Origin of the sequence: Henriciella pelagia (assembly GCF_002088945.1) — a bacterium.
GTDB classification, from domain to species: domain Bacteria; phylum Pseudomonadota; class Alphaproteobacteria; order Caulobacterales; family Hyphomonadaceae; genus Henriciella; species Henriciella pelagia.
The window spans coordinates 37,498-58,919 of sequence record NZ_NCSU01000003.1; the positions used below are offsets into that span (position 1 = coordinate 37,498).

Below are 21,422 nucleotides of genomic sequence, written 5' to 3' on the forward strand. Positions count from 1 at the left end.
TTTCGGCTTGACTTGGCCTTATCGATATTCAATACATGACTTTATCGTAAGTCAATAAGGATTCGAATAAAAAATGACCAGAAAACTCACCCTCCCAATGTTTGTTACAGGTGTAGCCTCACTTGCCATGCTGGGCGGCTGCGTGATCGTCGATGCTGATGAGCATGTCCGCGCAGACTGGGACCTCGACCGGTCCTATGGCACGCTGAAAGGGGCTGACGTCTCGGCAAACACGGTCATGGCGCGGGTCTCATCGAATGGCTGCACCACGAAGGACTTCATCGGCACCGATGTCCGCAAGACCGGCGAGGACCGCTTCTCGGTCGGCTTCTTCCGCGAGAAGGAAGACTATTGCCGCGCTTACCTTCCCGAAGGCGTTGCGCTTACCTGGTCCTTCTCCGAACTCGGCATTCCCGATGGCGCGGAAGTGAAAATCCGCAACAAGGTCAGCAACTAGCGTCGCCACCGGCCTGACCGGACGAAGCGGAAGGTGAACAGGCAGCCCTTGCCGGACCGCCTGTTCATAAGGGCGCTTCAGCGCGAATACGCTTCTGTTTCCACCGAGGTGAATGAGAAGAGCTCCGGATTGTCCGTGTCCGCCGTGACGATATGGAACCCCCGCTCAGGCGAGCCGAACACTTCAAGCCGCGTCAGGTGATCTGCGCGTGTGCGGCCGTCCTTGAAGCTCAGCGGCTTGTCGATGGTGAAGGTGTGCGTGTCCCCATGGATCGCCAGGATCGGCACGCCGAGCTCAGCGCCCTCATTGGCAAGCATGGCCTTCACATCGCGATAGGCCGTCGCCTTCCAGTAGATATCGCCCCAGCCGGGATTGCCGTGAAACATGACGACAAGCCCCTTGGCACCGGTTTCGGCAACCTCGTCATAGGCCGCCTTCAGCCACGCCACATTCGCTGCGTTGCGCCGTTCGAACTCGTCATAGGCATAGCGATCCGGATAGACGCCATTATTGCCGCCCGGCATGTGCAGGGTGACGAAAACCACCCCGCCTTTCGACCAGCGTGAATTCTCGCGGTATTCGCCCTCCTGCTGGGTAATGGGCATCGGGGTCTGGCCAAGGCTCATGCCTTCAGGCACGAGGTCGCGGCGGATTTTTTCCAGCCGTTCCAGCGGCTCCCAGTCTCCCTTGCCGGGAAGATTGCAATCGACCCATTCATTGTCGCCCGGGACATAGACCACAGGGCCCTCCATCCGTTCGAAGAGTTCGACGGCTTCCTCGCGCTGCTGGTCGGTGCACGGGCCGCCGCCCTGCAGGTCGCCGACGAAGACGGTGAATTCGGGGGCAGCCTTGTTGATCTCATCGACGAGGGCGAGATCCTTCTGGTGGCCGGCGTCTGTCTCTTCCTGCAGGTCGGCGAAGACCGCAAAGCGGACGAGCTGTTCGGAAGAGGCTGGAAGGGCGATGAGACATGCGGCTGCGCAGACAGCGCCGCGTTTGACAAGCTTGATCATTTTTCAGGTCCTTTTGAAGGGGGATTGAGCGAGGCTCATACGAAACCGGGCCGGCGAGGCGGAGCGCCCGGCCGGCCCGAAACATGCCGTCAGTAGCGATAGGAGACGCCGAACCACCAGGAATTGCCGAAATCATTGATCTCGCGCAGCACCCCGCTATCGGTGTAGATGTTCTTGCGGGGATTGTTCTGGATGTTGCGGCCTTCAACCTGCATCTGAAGCCGCTCGGTCAGCTGATAGCGAAGCTGCAGGTCGAGCTGCTCATACTGATACTCGGCCTGGGTCGCGCTGGTTGGACGGTCATCGACATAATTATAGGTCAGCTTCGCCGAGAACGGCCCGTAATTGTAGAGACCAGCAATATTGTAGAGATAGTCAGGCTGGGCGATGAGGCTGCCGCCGGGGGCCGGGCCATCCTTGCCGTCCATCAGGGTCAGGTTTGCCGCCACACCGAGGCCGTTGAAGGGCGCCGGCAGGAATTCGAACGCGTCATCTGTATAGGACAGTTCCAGTCCCGAGACCGACACCTGATCAAGATTGACCGGCTGGGTCACCGTATAGAGCACACCGTCAATGTCCTCCTCGCTTGTCACCGTCGAGATCTGGTTGTCGATGATCTTGTAGAAGGCTGCGGCAGAGAAATATTGCCCGCCATCAAGGTACCAGTCGAAGGCAATGTCGAAGCTCTCCGATTCGCGGGGACGCAGCCCTGTGTTCGCCCTGCGGATGGTCCGGTTCGTCTCGTCAAACGTCTCTGCGCCGGCAAGGTCGGGATGGTTTGGCCGGCCGATCGCCTGGGCATAGCCTGCCCGCAGCTTCATGCGCTCATTGAGGTCATAGGTGTAGACGAAAGACGGCAGCAGATAGTCATAATCAATCGTGCGGGCGATTTGCTCCGGGCCGGAATTCAGCGTAGCCACAGTGGCCACTTCGGTATGCTCGAAGCGAAACCCGCCGAGGAAGCTATGACGGTTCTGCTTGTAGGTCAGCATGCCGTAAAGCGCGGTGACGTCTTCCTGGATGTCGTAGAAGGATGTCAGGCCCGACGCATCCGTGCCGGTAAACTGGTCCCGGTTCGCGTTGAAGTACGCATCAAACGCATCGGCATCGATCAGCGGATAGGCAAAGCCCTTGAACTGACCGGACGTATAGCCAGCCATGGACGGGTTCACGAAGTCAGTCAGCGTCAGGACCGCATTCGGGTCGCTCAGCACATAATTCGTGGAGGAGTCGTAGCGGTTCTTTTCCAGGTTGCGGTATTTCAGGCCGGTCTTGAAACCGAGCCCGGCATCAGCACCTTCGGTGTTCCAGCTATAGTCCAGCTTGAATTCCGTGACGTCTTCCTCATTGCGGAAATAGCCGTCGAAATAATTGGTGAACTGGTACGCATCGAGATCGCTGAGGATGGATGGGTCATTGAGCGTGATGGTCGCCTGTTTGTCGCTATCCAAATCCTGGTTGCTGAAATCATACGAATAACCAAGCGCGTCCGTCTCGGCGATGGTGAAGCTTGCATTCGGGTAGGGGTGGCCCTGAACGCCGTGAGAATAATAGGCGCCGACCTCGAGCAGGCTGCGCTCGGTCGGGCGATATTCGATCAGGGCCTGGACATTGTCGATGGTCTGGCCAAGCGGGAAGCGGTCAAACCGCGCCCGGCCGGAGCCTGACTGGAACGTGCCGCTATCGGCCGTCTGATTGACCAGGTCAGACTCGGTGATGTCGAAGCGATAGCGAACTTCGTCATACTGATAGTCAAAGCGAGACGCGGTGATCGACGCTTCAAAGTCAGTGTTCGGACGATACTCAAGCTTGACCAGCCCGTTCCAGCGGTCGATCTGGTTGGCATAATCGAGGGGCTGGACAGAGTTTGCGATCAGTCCAGTGTCATTGCTGGTCACACCGACAATCGTCCGGCCCTGATCCCGTTTCTTCTGGAAAACCGTACCGGCGGCCAGGACACCGATTGTGTTGTTGGCAAACTGGTCGGACCAGGCTGCATCCACGCGGTATGACGGATTGTCCTTGCTCTGCGGCAGGTCCCCGATGCTTTCATGCCAGCCAAGCTGGGCATTCATCACGAGATAGGTATCATCGGAATCGAAGGCCGAGCGGGTAACGAGGTTGATGACGCCGCCAACGCTCTGAGCATCAAGATCAGGCGTGATGGCCTTGAACACTTCCAGGCGCTTGACTGCCGTTGGAGGAATGGACTCGATATTGATGTCCCGGTCCGAACGGTCAGTGGACGCGATCAGGCCGCCATCAATGGAAATGAAAGTGTAGCGCTGATCGAGGCCGCGAAGCCCGACATAGCGCCCTTCATCTTCGTCGAAAATCGTCACGACGCCCGGAAGACGGCGCAGGCTGTCGGCAACGTTGAGATCGGGCTGGCGGCCGAGTTCATCCTGGCTGAGAAAGTCAGCGATACGGTCTTCGTTTGCCTTGGCATCAATGGAGTTGCGGTTCTGCAACTGGAAGCCAGTCACCGTGACGACATCAAGCTTGTAATCCTCGTCTGTGCCTGAATTGTCGTCCTGGGCGAAGGCGGGCGCGACAAACAGCGCCGCGAGCGCCACGATGGATGTGGACGTCTTGAGCATGGATAATATTCCCCTGATCCCGCGGGACTTCTCCCGCAGGTTGCCATTACTAATAGTCAGATTGTGTGAGCCATTTTGAGCTCGGGGAGGCGTGTATCCCAAAACCCGGAGGGGTCGAGTGAAGTTAATATAAAACTTCTATGATGGTTCCGTGTAAGAAAATCTGCATACAGATCAAAAGGTTGGGGCGGGGCGCATCACTGTGCGACGCCGGTGCTGGCGGGCGAACCAGCAAATCACCTGGCGTATCACCCCGCTCTCTCTCTCAGGGGGGCAGGGTGGGGTTTCGCTGCGCTCAGGCAGGCTCGCCGTACAGGTCATACTCATCGGCGTCCGAGATGCGGGCGCTGATGATGTCGCCTGCATTCAGATGACCGGCATTCTCAAGGTAAACGACACCGTCTATTTCCGGCGCATCGGCCTTTGAGCGACCGAGCATTTCACCTGGGCTTTCGCCCGGCCCGTCAATGATGACGTCCTGCACCGTGCCGATCTGCGCAGCGGCGCGTGTCGCAGAAATCTCCGCCTGCAGCGCCATGAAGCGGTGCCAGCGTTCTTCCTTCACCTCTTCCGGCAGGTGCCCGTCCAGCAGCCGGCTCTCGGCATGCTCGACATTCTCGTATTTGAAACAGCCGGCGCGGTCGATTTTGGCCTCGCGGATGAAGTCGAGCAGGATCTCGAAATCCTCCTCGGTCTCGCCCGGAAAGCCGACAATGAAGGTCGAGCGAATGGTCATGCCCGGCACGTCGCGGCGCCATTGCTGGATGCGTTCGAGCACGCGGTCCTGCTTGGCGGGGCGCTTCATCTGCTTCAGCACATTGGCCGAGGCATGCTGGAACGGAATGTCGAGATAGGGGAGGATTTTCCCCTCCGCCATCAGCGGGATGACCTTGTCGACATGCGGGTAGGGATAGACGTAATGCATCCGCACCCAGGCGCCGAGTTCGCCAAGCCCGTGCGCAAGGTCGAGGAAGCGCGTCTCATATTCCTCGCCGCGCCAGGTCTGCGGCTGATACTTCACGTCGAGGCCGTAGGCCGACGTATCCTGGCTGATCACCAGCAGCTCGTTTACCCCGGCTTTTACGAGGCGCTCCGCCTCGGTCAGTACATGATGGATCGGGCGGGAAACCAGATCCCCCCGCAGCTTCGGAATGATACAGAAGCTGCAGCGATTATTGCAGCCTTCGGAAATCTTCAGATAGGCGTAGTGGCGCGGTGTGAGGCGCAGGCCGGTCTCCGGCACAAGGTCGGTATAGGCGTTTGGCGGCGGCGTCAGATGCGTGTGCACCGCGTCCATCACCTGCTCATACTGATGCGGCCCGGTCACCGCGAGCACCTTTGGATGCGCCTTCTGGATGACGTCCGGTTCGGCCCCGAGACAGCCGGTCACGATCACCTTGCCATTCGCCTCAATCGCCTCACCGATGGCCTCAAGGCTCTCATCGCGGGCGCTATCAAGGAAGCCGCACGTATTCACGAGCACCAGGTCTGCGCCCTGATAGTCCGGCGCAATGGCATAGCCCTCGGCGCGCAGCCGCGTGATGATGCGTTCGCTATCGACCAGCGCCTTCGGACAGCCAAGTGAGACAATGCCAACTTTTGGCTGGGTTTTGGGCTTCGTTTCAGTGATCATGCTCATGGCCCGCGCCTTTACAGGATTGCGAGGGCTGACGGAAGCCGCGAGCTTCATCGCGCCAGCAGACCAGCCTTTAACAATATTCGCCGCTCGGTCGCGCTTCGAACGCAATGAAACCCCTTTCACGGGAAGCATTTTGCACCTTGCACGGACTATGTCTAAACTCGCCCTGGGGACATTGGGGAGACACCTGACCGTGGGACAGATCACACGCCTTCTGGCGGCAATCCTGACATGTGCGAGCCTGCTCGCCGCCTGCACCAGCCATCGCGGCGCGGGCAATATCAGCCCGTCGGGCTATGCCTATAATGAGGCTGTCGCGACCACAAAGAGCGAACAGCTCCTGCTCAATCTCGTGCGCCTGAAGTACCGCGACCCGATCGTCTTCATGGATGTCGACGGCATCACGACGCAGCACCAATACGTCTTCGCGCTGTCGGCCGAGAATTTCCTGCCCTTCCAGAATGCCTCGCGGGGCGGCTCCACGCTGATCCCCGGCGCGAGCGTCAGCGAGACCCCGACAACCGTCTACAAGCCGCTCGACAGCAGCCAGTTCGCACAGGACCTGCTTGCCCCGATCACGCCGGACACCATCGTCCTCCTCGCCAATTCCGGCTGGAGCGTCGAACGTCTCATCTCCTGCTGCATTGAGCGGATCGGCCCGCTCTCCAATGCGGCGAGCGTGTCAGGGCCAACCCCCGCCGTCATTCCCGACAATTACGAGTTCCGGCAGCTGGCGAGCCTGCTGCGCGGCCTGCAACAGCAGGAGCGCGTCTGGATCGACCGGATGAAGGGCGATGAGGGCATCGGCACCTATCTCGTCATCGATTCCGATGAAGGCAATTCCTGCGCGGCGCTGCTGGAGCTGCTGAACACCAGCGAATGCGACATGGAGTTCCGCCTTGTCGCCAAGGATTCCGGCCGCCAGTCCGATCCGCATTACGCCCAGACCCGCACCGTGCTCGGTGCACTCTACGCGCTCTCGCACGCCGTCCAGGTCCCCCCGGAACACTTGCAGGCGGGCCTCACAACGCAAAGCGCCATCACTTCAAGCCGTACACCGGACTGGCCGACCTATCTTGGCGGTGTCTTCGCAGTCCAGTCTGGCGAAAGCGAGCCGTCCGGCACGGCGGTAAAGATCTTCTACCGCGACCACTGGTACTGGATCGATGACCGCGATCTCGATTCCAAGACCACGTTCAACCTCGTCACTTTCCTGCTGGTGCTGCAGTCAGCCGCCAGCGACGGCGCCTCGCCGCTCCTGACCATCAATGCGGGTGGGTAGAGGCTTGCTGCTCCGGAACATTCCACCTAAAGATTAGGTTCTGGTTCCAGCGCCGCAGCGAAGGATTTCACGCATGCGCATTCGCCTCACAGCATTTCTCCTTGCCGTCCTTCTGGCCGTCGCCGGACCAGCTTCCGCCCAGGAACCCGATGAGCGCTACAAATATGGCGTGCCGCCGCTTGATATTGACACCTACGAGATTTTCGACGGGCGGAAGATTGACCTTCCTGCCGCGTCCACGATCGACGCAGAATTCCTGGATCAGACGCAATATGAATATGCCGCCTGCAAGCTCAACGAGCTGAAGTTCGGAACCGCTGATTGCGGCTGTCGCGCGATGAATTTTCTCCATCACAGGCTCAAGATGCCAGACGATCACAGGCAGAATGTGGTCAAGGCCGCCGACTCGTCAATGCACTGCATGGTGCCCGAAAAGCTCGAAGCGAGATACCTGTCCGATTGCAAGCACTCGCTGCTCTATCAACGAATGGCGTCAAGGGCGGAAGGCGATGCCTATTGCGCCTGCTATGCCAAAGACCTCACGCCAAAACACATCGCGCTTGAGCCGGGCTACAGCTATGGCAACAGGCTAAGGGCCGCTGAGCGGGCTTCCAAAAAGGCTTGCGGGCAGTAGTGTCTGGTCGATCATAGCGGAAGCGCGACCCTCAGGCCGCTTCCATCTCGATGCCCTTTTCGGCGAAGAGCTCTTTCAGCTCGCCGCTTTCGAACATTTCCTTGATGATGTCGCAGCCGCCGACAAACTCGCCTTTGACATAGAGCTGCGGAATGGTCGGCCAGTCGGAATAGACCTTGATGCCTTCGCGCACGGCCTGGTCTTCCAGGACATTCGTCGCGACATAGTCGACGCCGAGATAATCAAGCACCTGAACGACGACCGACGAGAAACCGCATTGCGGGAAGGTCGGCGTGCCCTTCATGAAAAGCAGGACGTCATTGCCTTTGACGGCCTGGTCGATGCGGGCCTGGATGTCGTCGCTCATATCGGTCTCCGGTGGTGTTGTAGCTGAGGGAAAGATGGAATGACGGGCGGCTGGCTTCAAGCCCCACCCGTCAGCCTGTGAGCAGGCCTAGTCCTTCTTTTCCTTCATGATCTGCTCGCGAGCGACCGCGATCAGCTCTGCCATGTGCTCGCGGATGCGCGCATCGGAGCGGTCCACGCCCTTTGCGTCAAAGTCGGCGCGTACCTTGCGGAACACGTCTTCATCACCCGGCTCTTCAAGGTCGGCCATGACCACAGTCTTCGCATAGGCTTCGGCATCAGCGCCTTGCAGGCCGAGCAGGTCAGCCGCCCACTGGCCGAGCAGCTTGTTGCGCCGGTTCATGACCTTGAACTGCAGCGCTGAATCATGGGCGTATTTTGCTTCTTCGGCGCGTTCGCGATCGTCGAATGTGCTCATTTGCAAGCCTTCCTCGTGTTGCGGGCTTTTCGTAATATTCAGCGGCATATAGGGCGCGCGAGCACGCCCACGCAAGACCGCTGCGGCGTCTGGCTCACAATAGCGCTGGAGAATCGTGCTGAATCAGCATTTGTTTCGCCTTCTCGATAGGGGTAACACTGCGATTTGACCGTGGAGGGACGGGGCGGCCCCATTGGCGCGCTCCGAAACCTCCACTTCCAGGGGAGGCTGCGATGTCGCGCAGGCGCATGATTTACGAGGGCAAGGCCAAGATCCTTTACGAAGGACCGGAGCCCGGCACCCTGATCCAGTATTTCAAGGATGACGCGACCGCGTTCAATGCCGAGAAAAAGGCCGTGCTCGATGGCAAGGGCGTGCTGAACAACCGCATCAGCGAGTTCATCATGCAGCGCCTTGCTGCGGTCGGTATCCCGAACCATTTCATCAAGCGCCTGAACATGCGCGAGCAGCTGATCAAGAAGGTGGAGATCATCCCGCTGGAAGTGATCGTGCGCAATGTCGCCGCCGGCACCATGTCGAAACGTCTCGGCATCACCGAGGGCGAGGCCCTGCCACGTGCCATTGTCGAATTCTGCTACAAGAAGGATGAGTTGGGCGATCCGCTGGTCTCCGAGGAGCACATCGCCGCCTTTGGCTGGGCGAGCCCGCAGGAGCTCGACGAGATGATCTCCTATGCGCTCCGCATCAATGATTTCATGTCCGGCCTGTTCGCCGGTGCAGGCATCCGTCTCATCGACTTCAAGATCGAGTTCGGCCGCCTGTTCGAGGGCGAGATGGTGCGCACCATCCTCGCTGACGAGATCAGCCCGGACAGCTGCCGCCTCTGGGATCTTGAGACCAATGAGAAGCTGGACAAGGACCGCTTCCGGCGTGACATGGGCGGGGTGACCGAAGCCTATGCCGAAGTTGCCCGCCGTCTCGGCATCATCAAGGAAAGCGGCCAGGTTGCCGACATTCTGGACTTCAACAATTCCGGCAAATAGGCGCGTTTCAATCGAACCGCGAATGAGTTAAACGGCACCGAACCAGCATCCGGAGAGATTCGCCATGAAAGCCATCGTCCATGTCGGCCTGAAACCAGGCGTTCTTGATCCGCAAGGCAAGGCCGTCGCCGATACGCTCGGCCGGATGGGCTATGATGAGGTCAAGGGCGCGCGCATCGGCAAGGTGATCGAACTCGACCTGGAAGGCGTCGAAGCCGGACAGGAAGAGGCCCGCATCAAGGAAATGTGCGAAAAGCTCCTCGCCAACACCGTGATCGAATCCTACCGCTACGAACTGGTCGAGTAGGGCGGTTCACTTCCTGCAGATCCTATCTTGCGCCTCACTGCGGCCCTCATCCTGAGCTTGTCGAAGGAGACCGCGGTGCCCATCTCCTGATGTTGGAAACAGGCGCGAGGGTTGAAGATGGACCCCGCGATCAAGTCGCGGGGAGACGGCAAATGAGCTCTCCGGCAAAAAACCACCGGAGGAAAATTATGATCAAACTGACATTCTGCCTGAAACGCCTGCCGCATCTCTCGCGCGAAGAGTTTCAGGCCTACTGGCGCGAAACCCATGCGCCGCTCGTTGCCAAGCACGCCGAAACGCTCGGCATTGTGCGCTATGTTCAGACCCACGCCCTGACCCATGATTTCAACGCCGTCATGCAGGGCAGCCGCGAGGCCCCGGACATGTATGACGGCGTTGCCGAGCTCTGGTTCGAAAGCTGGGAGGCGCTGTTCAAGGCAGGCGAAAACCCCGGCAATGCCGAAGCCGGCGCGGCGCTTCTGGAAGACGAACGCAAGTTCATCGACCTCGCCAACTCCCCGCTCTGGTTCAATGAAGAACATGTGATTGTCGGCTGATCCGGCCCGTCTGGCCCGAAAAATGCTAGGGGAGCGCCATGATCCGACTTCTCGCAACCGGCGCCATTTTCGCGCTCGCTTCAGGCGCAGCCCTCGCGGCTGACGATGAGATCTGCCGTTCTGTCTCCACCAGCTGGGAAGAGGCCGGACGGGCGCTTCAGACACGCATGTCGACACAGGCCATTGATGGCTGCAAGCGCATCTTCCACGTGGTCGATGGCGTCGAGACCGAAGGCCGCGACTGCAATTGCGACCTCGTTGCCGACGGCATGGAAGCCCGGTTTACCTCGCCGCGCTCGCTCTACCAGACCCGCCGCCTCCTCGAAGCCTGTTACGGCCCATCGACCGCCCCGGTCGCCGACCCGCCCACTATCGAGATCGTGACAAAGCCCGCGCGGCCCGCCGCACCAGAGCAACCACGCATCATCTTCAGGGACCAGTAGGCCCCACCCGAACTTTCCCAGAGGGGGAAGGGGAGGCGTTCCGCCAGATTGATAGCGTGTCGCCAAAAACCTCATGGTCCGACCCTCATCCTGAGCCAGTCGAAGGACGCTCATCATGTCGGCCTTCGAATCGTCAGAAATAGCCCGACATGGTGAGCGAAGTCGAACCACTGGCGGGCGAATAGCGCAAACAGTTGAGGTCCATCGCCCCCTCCCCGCTCGCGGGGTGGGGCTACTCCGACCCAGCCTTCCGGCAGCCATCCACCATCCGCGCCGAATTCTGCACGCTCGTCACATCGCCCGGCACGAACGGCGCCTTGCAGGCATGCACCGTCGTGCGCACGACGGGATGGTTTTCGCGCGCCGCATCCGCCTCATCGCGCAGATCACTCATCGTCTCGCCCGGCGCGAGCTCCACGACACCGCACGTCTTCTCCAGCCCCGCCGTGCGGAAACAGTAGCGCGCATTGATCGGTGTCTTGCAGACATTGGTATAAGGCCCGGTGTCGCCGTCGCGGGCGAGGCATTCATTGGCATGCGCATGCGCCGTCGGATTGGTAAAACGCGACAGCACATTCGCGCCCACCGTCACCAGAACCACAACCAGCACCACGCGCAGCCAGTTTGGTATCTTCCCCAACAGCGTCTTCATTGCCGCGTCCTCCCCAGCCAACTGCGTATCAGCATTCTGCAGAAAGCACAGCAGAAAGCATCGGGCGGCCTAGTTCTCGGTATCGGGCGCGCGAGGTTCCCGCGCTGCCTGGGCCGCACGCTCGCATTGCTCCCACGTGATCCCGCCTCGAATTCCGACCCTGCATTCATCTGAATCGCGCGAAACATCAGGGTCGGTCAGAAGTCCAAGCGCGAGGACAATGAAAAACAAGACAACTGTACCACCGACCATCAGCACGCCGACGACGAGCGGCTTGGGGTATCGGTCGAGCAGCTTTTTCATCCGTTCATCAAGCTTGCTTCCGGCCAAAAGAAAAGCCCCGACCAGAAGGCCGGGGCTTCGCAAGTCTTTGAAGGCAGATTGAGCCTTAGCCCATCTTCTTCTCGAGGTTGGTGGCGACAGCTTCGAGGAAGCCTTCCGTCGTCAGCCAGTCCTGATCCGGGCCGATGAGAAGCGCGAGGTCTTTCGTCATCTGGCCGCTTTCGACCGTCTGGATGACGACCTGCTCGAGGTCTTCAGCAAACTTCGTCACTTCCGGCGTGTTGTCGAGGCGGCCACGGTGTGCGAGGCCGCGCGTCCAGGCATAGATCGACGCGATCGAGTTGGTCGAGGTCGCTTCGCCCTTCTGGTGGTTGCGATAGTGACGGGTCACCGTGCCGTGTGCGGCTTCGGCTTCAACCGTCTTGCCGTCCGGCGACATCAGGACCGAGGTCATCAGGCCGAGCGAGCCGAAGCCCTGCGCGACCGTGTCGGACTGCACGTCACCATCATAGTTCTTACACGCCCAGACATAACCGCCGGACCATTTCATCGCGGCTGCGACCATGTCGTCGATCAGGCGGTGCTCATAGGTGCCGCCGAACTCGGCAAAGGCTTCCTTGAACTCATTGTCGAAGACTTCCTGGAACAGGTCCTTGAAGCGGCCATCATAGGCTTTCAGGATCGTGTTCTTGGTCGACAGGTAGACCGGCCATTTGCGCGTCAGGCCGAAATTGAACGAAGCGCGGGCAAAATCGCGGATCGACTCGTCGAGGTTGTACATGCCCATGGCGATGCCGGAGGATGGTGCCTCGAAGACATCATGTTCGATCACGGTGCCGTCGGCGCCTTCGAACTTCATGGTCAGCTTGCCCTTGCCCGGGAATTTGAAGTCCGTGGCGCGGTACTGGTCGCCAAAGGCGTGACGGCCGATGACGATTGGCTGGGTCCAGCCTGGCACGAGGCGCGGCACGTTGGAGATCACGATCGGCTCACGGAAGACGACGCCGCCAAGGATGTTGCGGATCGTGCCGTTGGGGCTGCGCCACATCTTCTTCAGGCCGAATTCCTCAACGCGCGCTTCGTCCGGCGTGATGGTCGCACATTTGACGCCGACGCCGTATTTCTTGATCGCGTTTGCGGAATCGATGGTGATCTGGTCGTCGGTCGCATCGCGGCTCTCGATGCCGAGATCGTAATATTTGAGATCGATATCGAGGTAAGGGTGGATGAGGCGGTCCTTGATCATCTGCCAGATGATGCGGGTCATCTCGTCGCCATCGAGCTCGACGACGGGATTTTCGACCTTGATCTTTGCCATCGTGTGAAAGTCCTTTCAGTTGCACTGGTTTGTGGGCGGCTATAGCAGAAGGGGTAGAATGGTCAAAAGCGACTTTCGGGCACGGGGGCTTGGAAAGCAGTGAGGTTTCATGCCTAGACCCTATCTTTTGCTCATTATCGGCTTGATCAGCACCAGTTTCATGCTGTCGGCAACGGCCCAGGGCGGCAAGGCTGATGCGGTCGTCGAGATCGGCCCGATGGAGAGCGGCGACTGGAAGGTGTCCTACGAATTCGCAGAGCCTCAGAGCGCGCTCGCCTTCGCCCGCTCGCGCAATGACTACCGCTCTGCCACCTGGACACTGGAGACCGAAGGGGCGCGTTTTGGCCGCGCTTTCGACTTCGACGTCATCATCTTCGACGAACCGGCCAAGGCGGTGGACTTCAGCATCATCCCGCTGACCAGCGCGATCGAGGCAGACTACACCCCCTTCGTCACCTTCTCCGATGGCGGCCTCGCCATCTATGAGGGCCAGTTCAGCCTTATCCCCTTCGAAGACCTTGATGCCATCGAGGCGCTGGAGGGGGATCTCGATAATGCCGAGACCGGTCCCCTCGCCATGGATGTGAAGCTCACCTCCGACAAGCCGATCATTGTCGACGGCGACGTTCATGATGGCGCGCTGACCCACCGCATCAGGGGCGATGGCACCTATATCTATATGGGTGACAGCGAAACGCAGACCTTTGACAGCTTCGCCGTCGTGCTCGACCAAGGCCTGCCGGACTGGCTGCAGGCACGCTTCGACAGCGACCTTGAGACGATCTTCAACCAGCTTGAAGGCCTTTGGGGATTCGAGCTGAAGGACAAGGCGACTATCCTGCTGGCCTATAAGGGCACGGGCGGGCAGGGCTTCTCGGCCACGGGCGGCGCGCTCGACAATCTGCTGATGATGGAAGTTGGCGGCTCGGAATTCTCCAAGGCCAACTTCAACGCGCTCTCCTACCTGCAATGGTTTTTCGCCCATGAGGCCGTGCACCTGTTCCAGACGACTGGGGGCGCTGAATTTGCTGGCGATAGCGACGCCTGGATCCATGAGGGTGCGGCCAACACCATGGCCTACAGCTTCGTCGCCGCCCAACTGGAGGGTGAGGACCGCGAGAAATTCCTGGCCGGTGTCTACGCCAACGCCTTCAAGGAGTGCGCTGCCGCGCTCGAAGGCGGCCCTCTGAAGGACGCCGCCAAGCGTGACAGCTTCTCTGCCAATTATTCCTGCGGAGACCTCATCGCCCAGGCCACGGATGGCTTCCTGAAGCGCAAGACGCTCTATGAGTTCTGGAACCGGCTCTTGCAGAACGCTGTCTCGCTCGACCAGCCGCAGGTCAATGAATCGCTCTACTTCACGACCATGCAGCTCTTCGGAGCGACGCGCGCCAACCGCAACAAGATCCGCGTCATAGTCGAGGAAGAGCTGGATGACCCGGCAGAGGCGCTCGCCGACATGCTGGAAAGCGCAGGCCTTGAGCCTGAATTCGACGGCAAGGGCAATCTGGTCAAAATGAACTGGCCGGTCTATGCGGCGGAATGAATGAAGCAAACCCGCCCATCATCATCCTCGCAGAACCCCAGCTTGGCGAAAACATTGGCTCGGCTGCGCGCGCCATCCTCAATTTCGGGCTGACAGAGCTTCGTATCGCAGCCCCGCGCGATGGCTGGCCCAATCCGGCCGCCGAACCGCTCGCGGCGGGCGCGTTCGAGGCTGGCGTTACCGTCACCGCCTTTGACAGTGTGGAAGACGCCGTCGCCGACCTTGGCTATCTCGTTGCCGCCACGGCTCGCCCGCGCGAGATGGAAAAGCCCGTCACCAATGCCGGCGACGCGGTCGAGCTCCTCAAGGCCCAGACGGTTCGCACCGGCGTCCTCTTCGGCAGCGAGGCGCAAGGCCTGTCAAACGATCACATTGCCCTCTGCGACGCGATCATGACCTATCCGGTGAACCCTGCCTTTGCCTCGCTCAATCTCGCCCAGGCGGTCATCGTCTTTGCAGCCGCCTGGGGCGATGCCGAGGGCCGGGAAGGGCGCTTCGAAGGCAAGAATGCCGGCGTTGACGTTCCGGCCTCGCGCGAAGAGCTGATCGGCATGTTCGAACATTTCGAATACGAGCTGGAACGCGCGGGCTATTTCTACCCACCGGACAAGACCCCACTGATGACCCGCAACCTCCGCAACGCCTTCATCCGCGGCCAGTGGACCACACAGGAAGTGCGCACCTTCCGGGGTGCCATCAAGGCCCTCGCCCTTGGCCGCGGCAAGGCCCGCATCGTCCGTGACGACTGAGCGCGTTAGCGTCATTGGCAGCGGCCCGGCCGCGCTGATGGCGGCTGAAACCCTGTCCGAAGCGGGCCTCGGCGTCGACATCCATGAGGCCATGCCGAGCGCGGGCCGCAAATTCCTGATGGCCGGCAAGAGCGGCCTCAACATTTCCCACACCGGCTCAAGGGCCGAATTCGCCGCACACTATCTCGACCATGATGACCGGCTGCGAGACTGCCTGAAGCACTTCGGGCCAGACGAGATTATCGCCTGGATGGACGGCCTCGGCATGCCGGCCCATACCGGCCCCACAGGGCGGATCTTTCCCGAAACCATGAAAGCCTCACCCCTGCTGCGCGCCTGGCTCCGCCGCCTTGAGGGCAGGGGCGCACGGCTGCACCTGAAGCATCGCTGGATGGGCTGGAATGGCGACGGCGCACTCGTCTTCGATACGCCACAGGGGCAAGTGACGGTTCGCCCCTCCGCGACAATCTTCGCCCTCGGTGGCGGCAGCTGGCGCCGGCTCGGCTCAGACGGCGAATGGACCGCGCCCTTCCAGACGGCTGGCATCGCGCTCGCCCCCTTCCGGCCTTCCAATTGCGGCTTCCTCGCCGACTGGTCAGACCGGATGCGGGACGCGTTCGCTGGCGCTGCCGTAAAGAGCGTGAAGCTATCGGCAGGTGGCAAAGAGACCCGCGAAGAACTCACCATCACAGCGCGCGGCGTCGAAAGCGGCGGCGTCTACACCCTGTCCGCGCCCCTGCGCGATGAGGTCGAAACGCAGGGTTCCGCAACGCTCTGGCTCGACCTGCTGCCAGACCTCGAAGCGGCCGACATCGCCCGTCGCCTCGCTGCCGCGCCGGCCAAACAGTCCCTCTCCAATCGCCTGCGCAAGGCCTTGAAACTGACCGGGGTGAAGGCCGCGCTCCTCTTCGAATGCGCCGACCGGGAGGCGCTGAACGATCCTGCAAGCGCCGCCGCCGCGATCAAGGCGCTGCCTCTGAAACTCACCGGCACAGCGCCGCTCGATGAAGCTATCTCTACAGCGGGCGGCGTCGCCTGGGACGCGCTCGACGACCACTTCATGCTGAAACACAGACCCAGCCATTTCTGCGCCGGCGAAATGATCGCCTGGGACGCACCGACTGGCGGCTACCTCATCACCGCCTGCATGGCGACCGGCCGCGCCGCAGGATTGGGCGTGCTGGCATGGCTCAGGCACCGATAGGCGGGCACTAACAACCCGCACCGGACCGTTGGCGTTCACTTTCCCGCGCGGCTTTCCACCGCGCCCGCAGGACAGGCACGCGCTCACGAAACCGCTCCTCCAGAAGGTCCGCCCTGATCACCCGGTCCGTGCGGAAATGCCGGAAATCCTGGCGCAGCTCACACCAGGCACAGACAAGCCGCACATCTTCCCAGTAGGCGACGATGAAGGGCCAGATCGTGCGCGATGAGACCCGCCCATGTTCATCGGCATACTCGATGCGCAATTTCTGCTGATGGCGAATGGCGGCGCGCGCCAGCGACACGTCGAAACTGTCCTTCACCCGGTTATCGAACCGCGTCACCGGATAGACACCCGCATCGACGATGACCGGCTCCAGCTCTGCCGGCACGACGCTCGACAGCTTGGCAATCAGGTCCTCGGCCCCGCGTGCGAGCGCATCATCGCCGCGCGCCGCCACCCATTTTGCGCCAAGCACGGCCGCTTCCAGCTCATCGGCTGTCAGCATCAGCGGTGGCAGGTCATAGCCGCTATCGAGCACATAGCCGGTCCCGGCCTCGCCCCGGATCGGCACGCGCTGCGCGATCAGTTCGGCCATGTCGCGATAGAGCGTGCGCAGCGACACTTCCAGTTCTTCTGAGAGGTGCTGGCCGGTCACGGGGCCGCGGGCCCGGCGCAGGATCTGGATAATCTGGAACAGGCGTTCGGTCCGTCTCATTCTATTTTCGTTCTCCTGACACTCTACTGACATAATGCTGTCAGCAGGCCTCGGATATCAAGCCCGCATCTCGAGCAGGAAAGGATAAAGAGATGACCACGCTTTATGGATGGGGCCCAATGTTCGACTGTCCCTCGCCCAGCCCCTATGTGATGAAAACCGACATTCAGCTGCAGATGCTCGACATCGAGTTTGACCGCGCCATCGCTGATCTCGACAGCGTCTCCAAGCACAAGGCCCCCTATGTCGAGGATGATGGCGAGATCATTGAGGACAGCAATTTTATCCGCGCGCATTTCGAGAAGAAGCTCGGCCGCTCGCTCATGGACGGGCTGACGCGCCAGCAGCAGGCCCAGTCCTGGGCGTTTGAACGCATGGCCGAGGGCCACTTGGCTGCGGTCATGGCCGGTGAGCGCTGGATGAATGATGCGAACTTCGCCAAGGGCCCCGCCATGTTCTTCGCAGGCGCGCCCGAACCGATGCGCTCGCAGATCATCAGGGAAACACGCGACAATATCCGCGAGACCCGCTACGGTTCAGGCATTGGCCGCCACTCGCACGCCGAACAGCTGCAGCTCGCCGCCTGGGACATTGCCGCCATCGCCGCCCAGCTGGGCGAGCAGACCTTCCTCTTCGGAGACGAGCCAACGGTTGCCGATGCCTCTGTGTCGGCGGTGCTCATCTCGTCGGCCACGCCTTATTTCGACACGCCGCTCACAGATCTCATAACCCAGCACGCCAATCTCGTGCGCTATATGAAGCGGATGCGGGAATCCTATCTTGCAGACGGCGTCTGGCCCGAACTGATGGCCGCATAAGTCGGCCACAGGCGTTTCCTCCTACTGCTCAGCGGGGCCGGAATAGGCCCGGCTGGGCAGGTTCGCCTGTGCCAGCTCATCGGCAAGCCGCTTGCCGGTCGTGGCATAGACCTTCTCGGCAGACACCGCCGCCTGGTCACAGCCGCTGCGCCGTGCGCTCTCGGCGGAATAGGCCTCGTTGAAGGCCGACACCATGGAAGACCTCAGGCGGCTCTGATACGGCGCTTCGACGCCCAGCAGCTCCTGCATGTAGACCCGCCAGTACTGATCGTCCCGCCCATTGCAGAGCAGCCGGATCGCATGCGCGGAGCCGAGCGTCGAGGATAGCGAGACGACATTTCGGATATAGGTCTGGTCGCGCGTGTCGGAGACATCATAATCGGGCTGGAAGTCGCGCTGGTACTGGCCATTCGCTGCGCTGACTGGCAGGAAGACGGCCAGAGATAGTACAGCGAGGGCCCGCAGATGTTTGACTGTCTGATGCATCACAATTCTTTCGTCCGCCTTGAGGCGCAGCTCAAGCCTTTCGCTGACCATATTTCACCGCTGACCATAACCGATAGTGAACAAATCGGGCGGCCTTGGGGCGAGACTGCTACAGATGGCCTGATCGCCTATGGCAATGCCGATGTCTGGTTCAGCCCGGCCTCGCGCGCCTTCGCCAGGACCCTCTATACCGCACCGAAACTGGTCTGGTTCCAGTCCTCCGCAGCGGGGCTCGAAAATCCTTTCCTGCAGAAGGTCGGCGAGAAGGCAGAGCATTATACGTCCAGCCATGTCCAGTCGGACGCCATCGCCGAATGGGTGCTCTGGGCCGCCTTTGACTGGTTCGGCAATGGCGCCCAGCGCCGCGACGCGCAGGCGAGGAAAGAGTGGGAGCGGGTCCATTTCCGCGAAATCTCTGCCACGCGCTGGCTCATTTTCGGTTTCGGCCATATCGGCGAAGCGGTTGGTCGCCGCATCAAGGGCCTTGGCGGGCACGTTACTGGTGTGCGCCGAACCGGCCACGTCTCACCGTTTGCCGACCACATGCTTCATCCCGACCATGTCAGCCCGGACGATATCGCGCTTGCCGACGCCGTCCTGCTCTGCGCCCCCCATACGCCGCAGACCGAGAGCATGGCCGACGCCGGTTTCTTCGCAGCGATGAAGGAGGGCAGCCTGTTCATGAATGTCGGCCGCGGCGCGCTCGTCGATGAAGGCGCGCTCCTTGCCGCGCTGGACAGGGGCCGCCCGGCCCATGCCGCGCTGGATGTCACCCGCGAGGAGCCGCTCTCCAGCGACAGCCCGATCTGGACCCATCCCAACGTCACGCTGACAGCGCACACTTCGGCGCTGACGTCTGAATCCCGCGCGCGGAACGACGAGCTGTTTCTCGAGAACCTTGGAAACTTCGCGAACGGCAACCCGCTCCGCAACCGCGTCAGACGCGAAGCCTTCGAGGCGCAGATGGTCTAGCGCTGCTTATTGCTCGCAAACAGTTGATCACGTGTCTCATCATCCGCGGGGAAAAACGCCTCGATAGCGATCTCCGAAAGGGTAACGTCTAGCGCCGTTCCGAACACGGTCGTTGTGCTGATGAAAGAGAGCACGCCATCCGGCGTAAAGAGGCGGAACGGTACGGCAAGAGCAGAGGTCATGGTCGTCGTACCGGCACGGTACGGGGCAGCCCCCGGCGGCACGGGATAGGCTTTTAGTTCGTTGCGAAGCGCCAGCAGGTCTGAATCGCCGGTTTGCGTCACCTGCTCGCCTAGCCGGTGCAGCACATGCGCGCGCCATTCTCGATAATTGACGATACGCTTAGCGAGCCCGTCCGGGTGAAGTGTCAGCCGCAACACATTGGTCGGCGGCGCCAGCAGGTCAGGCCCGACGCCGGCAAGCATTGTCGTGATACCTGCGTTTGCATGCACCAGGTTCCAGTGCCTGTCGAACGCCAGCGCCGGAAACGGTTCGTGGCGCGCCAGGACAGCCTCAATGGCCGTTCGGGCTGCTGCAAATTCCGGGTCGTCCAGCCTGCGCTCCGGAAAGACCGGAGCGAATCCGGCCGCTGCCAGCATCGCGTTGCGTTCGCGCAGCGGCACGCCGAGCTGTTCAGCGATGTGCAATACCATGTTCCGGCTGGGCGCACTGCGGCCTGACTCCATGAAACTGAGATGGCGCTGGGAAATTTCTGCCTCTGCGGCCAGTGCGAGTTGGCTCATTGAGCGGCGATTGCGCCAGTCTCGCAGGAGGGACCCAAAATTACGGCGGGCATTGGCGGTCGTCATTCACCATCCATACGCCCCGATCATCATGGCACCAACTACCTCTCACGTAATCGACTTGCCGCGCCGCTGGTCTGATCCTTGGTGATCAGACCACATCGCAAACCAAAAGGACACAATGTCATGATTGCCGCAAAAGCCATCCGCCCACTTCTTCTCCTCGATGCCATGACCTGCACCGTGATGGGGAGTGTCCTGCTGCTGGGCAGGAGCCCCATTGCCGGGCTGACAGGTTTGCCCGAACCATTGCTACTCTGGGCTGCCATCGTCTTGTTCCCTGTTGCGCTGTTCATGGCGGCTACGGGGCTCGGTGATCCGGTAAACCGCTCCGCAGCACAGGTGGTGGCGCTCGGAAATGTTCTCTGGGTCCTGGCAAGCCTTCTCGTAATCGCTCTCGTCACGAGTGTCACAGCGTTGGGTATCAGTTTCATTCTCGTCCAGGCCGCCGCTGTTGCCGTGCTCGCCTGGCTTGAGCACGTAGCTTTGCGAACGCAATCGGCCTGACTGCCGCCCTCGCGAAACCGGGCTGTCAACTACGCCCGCCCACCACGATCAGGAAGTCCCGCCGATGACCCGCCTCGACACGGCGCACGAACGCCTCGTTCGCCGCACGATCCAGACGCCTGCTGCCCGCAAGCTTGACCTCTCATTCCTCGCCATCGCGAACGACGAGGTCTGCATCGCCCTCAAATTCGACGGGGCCAATTGTACCGAAGCCAGTATCGTGCACGGAGGTGTCATCGCGACCTTGATTGACATTGCGGGCGTGGCGGTTGCCATCGCCGGCGCCCGCACAATGCCGCAATCCGGTGGAACGAGCCAGCTGAGCGTCAATTATCTCGCCCCGGCCATCTCGTGCGGTCTTGAGGCGTCCGCTGTACTGCTGCGCGGTGGCGGTCGCAGCAATGTCGCCCGCGTCAGCGTCACCGATGCCGCCGGCAAGCTCCTCGCCGAAGGCCATGTGAGCGTGACGCTGAAGTGAACGTTCAGAGCGCGGACAAGCCTGCCAGCATGCGACGTCGCTCGCGACCGAGAATTCGTCTGCCATGACCTGACCGTGGCTCGAATGTCACTGAATTATCGTTCCCACATCGCGTGCGATTGTCGCACTTGAAAAGCATTCTCATTCACAATAGGGAGGCAAATGAAAG

At 60.9% G+C, this 21,422-nt stretch carries 25 protein-coding genes; 14 read left to right on the forward strand and 11 right to left on the reverse strand.

Features of this window, described 5'->3' with window-relative positions; translation table 11 throughout:
- The first annotated feature begins 73 nt into the window (after positions 1 to 73).
- Entirely contained in the window at positions 74 to 457 is a 384-nt protein-coding gene (locus tag B8746_RS00285) for a hypothetical protein (protein WP_143434485.1), read from the forward strand.
- 77 nt (positions 458 to 534) lie between these two features.
- Here B8746_RS00285 and B8746_RS00290 read toward each other — a convergent pair whose 3' ends face one another.
- The 3 genes from B8746_RS00290 to rimO all read right to left on the reverse strand — a co-directional run bounded on the left by B8746_RS00290 (position 535) and on the right by rimO (position 5,703).
- Positions 535 to 1,470, reverse strand: a complete 936-nt coding sequence (locus tag B8746_RS00290; protein ID WP_084391257.1) for a metallophosphoesterase family protein — start codon at positions 1,468 to 1,470, stop codon at positions 535 to 537.
- A gap of 89 nt (positions 1,471 to 1,559) precedes the next feature.
- Entirely contained in the window at positions 1,560 to 4,070 is a 2,511-nt protein-coding gene (locus B8746_RS00295; RefSeq protein WP_084391258.1) for a TonB-dependent receptor, read from the reverse strand.
- A gap of 295 nt (positions 4,071 to 4,365) precedes the next feature.
- The gene (rimO, locus tag B8746_RS00300; protein ID WP_373289905.1) at positions 4,366 to 5,703 is read right to left on the reverse strand and encodes a 30S ribosomal protein S12 methylthiotransferase RimO; all 1,338 of its coding nucleotides are present in this window, start codon (positions 5,701 to 5,703) and stop codon (positions 4,366 to 4,368) included.
- 199 nt (positions 5,704 to 5,902) lie between these two features.
- Between rimO and B8746_RS00305 the strand changes: the two genes are divergently transcribed.
- Both B8746_RS00305 and B8746_RS00310 read left to right on the forward strand, forming a co-directional pair.
- Complete coding sequence (locus tag B8746_RS00305) at positions 5,903 to 6,991, forward strand: hypothetical protein (protein WP_084391259.1); 1,089 nt, start codon at positions 5,903 to 5,905, stop codon at positions 6,989 to 6,991.
- Between the two features lie 73 nt (positions 6,992 to 7,064).
- Positions 7,065 to 7,625 carry a hypothetical protein gene (locus B8746_RS00310; RefSeq protein ID WP_084391260.1) on the forward strand — a complete coding sequence of 187 codons (561 nt, stop codon included), beginning with the start codon at positions 7,065 to 7,067 and terminating at the stop codon, positions 7,623 to 7,625.
- Between the two features lie 31 nt (positions 7,626 to 7,656).
- Here B8746_RS00310 and grxD read toward each other — a convergent pair whose 3' ends face one another.
- Both grxD and B8746_RS00320 read right to left on the reverse strand, forming a co-directional pair.
- The gene (gene grxD / locus B8746_RS00315; protein WP_084391261.1) at positions 7,657 to 7,992 is read right to left on the reverse strand and encodes a Grx4 family monothiol glutaredoxin; all 336 of its coding nucleotides are present in this window, start codon (positions 7,990 to 7,992) and stop codon (positions 7,657 to 7,659) included.
- Positions 7,993 to 8,079: 87 nt separating this feature from the next.
- Positions 8,080 to 8,409: a DUF1476 domain-containing protein gene (locus B8746_RS00320; RefSeq protein ID WP_084391262.1), complete on the reverse strand. Its 330-nt coding sequence runs from the start codon at positions 8,407 to 8,409 to the stop codon at positions 8,080 to 8,082.
- Between the two features lie 233 nt (positions 8,410 to 8,642).
- On the opposite strand from B8746_RS00320, the gene purC reads away from it, so the two are divergent.
- The 4 genes from purC to B8746_RS00340 all read left to right on the forward strand — a co-directional run bounded on the left by purC (position 8,643) and on the right by B8746_RS00340 (position 10,720).
- Positions 8,643 to 9,413 (forward strand): phosphoribosylaminoimidazolesuccinocarboxamide synthase, encoded by a 771-nt coding sequence (purC, locus tag B8746_RS00325; protein WP_084391263.1) that lies wholly within the window; start codon positions 8,643 to 8,645, stop codon positions 9,411 to 9,413.
- 64 nt (positions 9,414 to 9,477) lie between these two features.
- On the forward strand, positions 9,478 to 9,720 hold the full coding sequence (gene purS, locus B8746_RS00330; protein WP_084391264.1) for a phosphoribosylformylglycinamidine synthase subunit PurS: 243 nt from the start codon (positions 9,478 to 9,480) through the stop codon (positions 9,718 to 9,720).
- A 188-nt stretch (positions 9,721 to 9,908) separates the two neighbouring features.
- Entirely contained in the window at positions 9,909 to 10,277 is a 369-nt protein-coding gene (locus B8746_RS00335; RefSeq protein WP_084391265.1) for an EthD domain-containing protein, read from the forward strand.
- Between the two features lie 38 nt (positions 10,278 to 10,315).
- Positions 10,316 to 10,720 (forward strand): hypothetical protein, encoded by a 405-nt coding sequence (locus tag B8746_RS00340; RefSeq protein WP_084391266.1) that lies wholly within the window; start codon positions 10,316 to 10,318, stop codon positions 10,718 to 10,720.
- A 232-nt stretch (positions 10,721 to 10,952) separates the two neighbouring features.
- On the opposite strand, the gene B8746_RS00345 is transcribed toward B8746_RS00340, so the two are convergent.
- The 3 genes from B8746_RS00345 to B8746_RS00355 form a co-directional block, all read right to left on the reverse strand.
- Positions 10,953 to 11,372: a hypothetical protein gene (locus B8746_RS00345; protein ID WP_084391267.1), complete on the reverse strand. Its 420-nt coding sequence runs from the start codon at positions 11,370 to 11,372 to the stop codon at positions 10,953 to 10,955.
- A gap of 69 nt (positions 11,373 to 11,441) precedes the next feature.
- Complete coding sequence (locus B8746_RS00350; RefSeq protein WP_143434486.1) at positions 11,442 to 11,675, reverse strand: hypothetical protein; 234 nt, start codon at positions 11,673 to 11,675, stop codon at positions 11,442 to 11,444.
- Positions 11,676 to 11,760: 85 nt separating this feature from the next.
- Entirely contained in the window at positions 11,761 to 12,972 is a 1,212-nt protein-coding gene (locus tag B8746_RS00355; protein WP_084391269.1) for an NADP-dependent isocitrate dehydrogenase, read from the reverse strand.
- 109 nt (positions 12,973 to 13,081) lie between these two features.
- Between B8746_RS00355 and B8746_RS00360 the strand changes: the two genes are divergently transcribed.
- The 3 genes from B8746_RS00360 to B8746_RS00370 are packed head-to-tail and all read left to right on the forward strand — an operon-like array spanning position 13,082 to position 16,471.
- Positions 13,082 to 14,518, forward strand: a complete 1,437-nt coding sequence (locus tag B8746_RS00360) for a hypothetical protein (RefSeq protein WP_143434487.1) — start codon at positions 13,082 to 13,084, stop codon at positions 14,516 to 14,518.
- Positions 14,515 to 15,267 (forward strand): RNA methyltransferase, encoded by a 753-nt coding sequence (locus tag B8746_RS00365; RefSeq protein ID WP_084391271.1) that lies wholly within the window; start codon positions 14,515 to 14,517, stop codon positions 15,265 to 15,267. Before B8746_RS00360 ends, B8746_RS00365 begins: the two co-directional genes overlap by 4 nt.
- Positions 15,257 to 16,471, forward strand: coding sequence for a TIGR03862 family flavoprotein (locus B8746_RS00370; protein WP_233123764.1), 1,215 nt, complete (start codon positions 15,257 to 15,259; stop codon positions 16,469 to 16,471). Before B8746_RS00365 ends, B8746_RS00370 begins: the two co-directional genes overlap by 11 nt.
- 7 nt (positions 16,472 to 16,478) lie before the next feature.
- On the opposite strand, the gene B8746_RS00375 is transcribed toward B8746_RS00370, so the two are convergent.
- The gene (locus tag B8746_RS00375; protein ID WP_084391272.1) at positions 16,479 to 17,189 is read right to left on the reverse strand and encodes a helix-turn-helix transcriptional regulator; all 711 of its coding nucleotides are present in this window, start codon (positions 17,187 to 17,189) and stop codon (positions 16,479 to 16,481) included.
- A 92-nt stretch (positions 17,190 to 17,281) separates the two neighbouring features.
- On the opposite strand from B8746_RS00375, the gene B8746_RS00380 reads away from it, so the two are divergent.
- Positions 17,282 to 18,007, forward strand: coding sequence for a glutathione S-transferase family protein (locus B8746_RS00380; RefSeq protein ID WP_084391273.1), 726 nt, complete (start codon positions 17,282 to 17,284; stop codon positions 18,005 to 18,007).
- A gap of 21 nt (positions 18,008 to 18,028) precedes the next feature.
- Here B8746_RS00380 and B8746_RS00385 read toward each other — a convergent pair whose 3' ends face one another.
- Entirely contained in the window at positions 18,029 to 18,493 is a 465-nt protein-coding gene (locus B8746_RS00385; RefSeq protein WP_158084491.1) for a TIGR02301 family protein, read from the reverse strand.
- Between B8746_RS00385 and B8746_RS00390 the strand changes: the two genes are divergently transcribed.
- Positions 18,488 to 19,465: a D-2-hydroxyacid dehydrogenase gene (locus B8746_RS00390; RefSeq protein ID WP_158084492.1), complete on the forward strand. Its 978-nt coding sequence runs from the start codon at positions 18,488 to 18,490 to the stop codon at positions 19,463 to 19,465. The genes B8746_RS00385 and B8746_RS00390 overlap by 6 nt on opposite strands.
- On the opposite strand, the gene B8746_RS00395 is transcribed toward B8746_RS00390, so the two are convergent.
- Positions 19,462 to 20,274 carry a helix-turn-helix domain-containing protein gene (locus B8746_RS00395; protein ID WP_143434488.1) on the reverse strand — a complete coding sequence of 271 codons (813 nt, stop codon included), beginning with the start codon at positions 20,272 to 20,274 and terminating at the stop codon, positions 19,462 to 19,464. The two genes, B8746_RS00390 and B8746_RS00395, sit on opposite strands and share 4 nt — an antisense overlap.
- A 120-nt stretch (positions 20,275 to 20,394) precedes the next feature.
- On the opposite strand from B8746_RS00395, the gene B8746_RS00400 reads away from it, so the two are divergent.
- Positions 20,395 to 20,775 carry a hypothetical protein gene (locus tag B8746_RS00400; protein ID WP_084391276.1) on the forward strand — a complete coding sequence of 127 codons (381 nt, stop codon included), beginning with the start codon at positions 20,395 to 20,397 and terminating at the stop codon, positions 20,773 to 20,775.
- A 64-nt stretch (positions 20,776 to 20,839) separates the two neighbouring features.
- A complete protein-coding gene (locus B8746_RS00405) occupies positions 20,840 to 21,253 on the forward strand; it encodes a PaaI family thioesterase (RefSeq protein WP_084391277.1) in 414 nt (137 codons plus the stop codon).
- Positions 21,254 to 21,422: the final 169 nt, after the last annotated feature.

Bases quoted from the DNA above. Each gene is read 5' to 3' on its own strand.
- B8746_RS00375 (WP_084391272.1), bottom strand. From the start codon at position 17,189: ATGAGACGGACCGAACGCCTGTTCCAGATTATCCAGATCCTGCGCCGG.
- B8746_RS00400 (WP_084391276.1), top strand. From the start codon at position 20,395: ATGATTGCCGCAAAAGCCATCCGCCCACTTCTTCTCCTCGATGCCATG.
- B8746_RS00295 (WP_084391258.1), bottom strand. From the start codon at position 4,070: ATGCTCAAGACGTCCACATCCATCGTGGCGCTCGCGGCGCTGTTTGTC.
- B8746_RS00290 (WP_084391257.1), bottom strand. From the start codon at position 1,470: ATGATCAAGCTTGTCAAACGCGGCGCTGTCTGCGCAGCCGCATGTCTC.
- B8746_RS00340 (WP_084391266.1), top strand. From the start codon at position 10,316: ATGATCCGACTTCTCGCAACCGGCGCCATTTTCGCGCTCGCTTCAGGC.
- grxD (WP_084391261.1), bottom strand. From the start codon at position 7,992: ATGAGCGACGACATCCAGGCCCGCATCGACCAGGCCGTCAAAGGCAAT.
- B8746_RS00310 (WP_084391260.1), top strand. From the start codon at position 7,065: ATGCGCATTCGCCTCACAGCATTTCTCCTTGCCGTCCTTCTGGCCGTC.
- B8746_RS00345 (WP_084391267.1), bottom strand. From the start codon at position 11,372: ATGAAGACGCTGTTGGGGAAGATACCAAACTGGCTGCGCGTGGTGCTG.
- B8746_RS00320 (WP_084391262.1), bottom strand. From the start codon at position 8,409: ATGAGCACATTCGACGATCGCGAACGCGCCGAAGAAGCAAAATACGCC.
- B8746_RS00380 (WP_084391273.1), top strand. From the start codon at position 17,282: ATGACCACGCTTTATGGATGGGGCCCAATGTTCGACTGTCCCTCGCCC.
- B8746_RS00360 (WP_143434487.1), top strand. From the start codon at position 13,082: ATGCCTAGACCCTATCTTTTGCTCATTATCGGCTTGATCAGCACCAGT.
- rimO (WP_373289905.1), bottom strand. From the start codon at position 5,703: ATGATCACTGAAACGAAGCCCAAAACCCAGCCAAAAGTTGGCATTGTC.
- B8746_RS00285 (WP_143434485.1), top strand. From the start codon at position 74: ATGACCAGAAAACTCACCCTCCCAATGTTTGTTACAGGTGTAGCCTCA.
- B8746_RS00395 (WP_143434488.1), bottom strand. From the start codon at position 20,274: ATGACGACCGCCAATGCCCGCCGTAATTTTGGGTCCCTCCTGCGAGAC.
- B8746_RS00335 (WP_084391265.1), top strand. From the start codon at position 9,909: ATGATCAAACTGACATTCTGCCTGAAACGCCTGCCGCATCTCTCGCGC.
- B8746_RS00390 (WP_158084492.1), top strand. From the start codon at position 18,488: ATGCATCACAATTCTTTCGTCCGCCTTGAGGCGCAGCTCAAGCCTTTC.
- B8746_RS00365 (WP_084391271.1), top strand. From the start codon at position 14,515: ATGAATGAAGCAAACCCGCCCATCATCATCCTCGCAGAACCCCAGCTT.
- B8746_RS00385 (WP_158084491.1), bottom strand. From the start codon at position 18,493: ATGCATCAGACAGTCAAACATCTGCGGGCCCTCGCTGTACTATCTCTG.
- purS (WP_084391264.1), top strand. From the start codon at position 9,478: ATGAAAGCCATCGTCCATGTCGGCCTGAAACCAGGCGTTCTTGATCCG.
- purC (WP_084391263.1), top strand. From the start codon at position 8,643: ATGTCGCGCAGGCGCATGATTTACGAGGGCAAGGCCAAGATCCTTTAC.
- B8746_RS00355 (WP_084391269.1), bottom strand. From the start codon at position 12,972: ATGGCAAAGATCAAGGTCGAAAATCCCGTCGTCGAGCTCGATGGCGAC.
- B8746_RS00405 (WP_084391277.1), top strand. From the start codon at position 20,840: ATGACCCGCCTCGACACGGCGCACGAACGCCTCGTTCGCCGCACGATC.
- B8746_RS00350 (WP_143434486.1), bottom strand. From the start codon at position 11,675: ATGAAAAAGCTGCTCGACCGATACCCCAAGCCGCTCGTCGTCGGCGTG.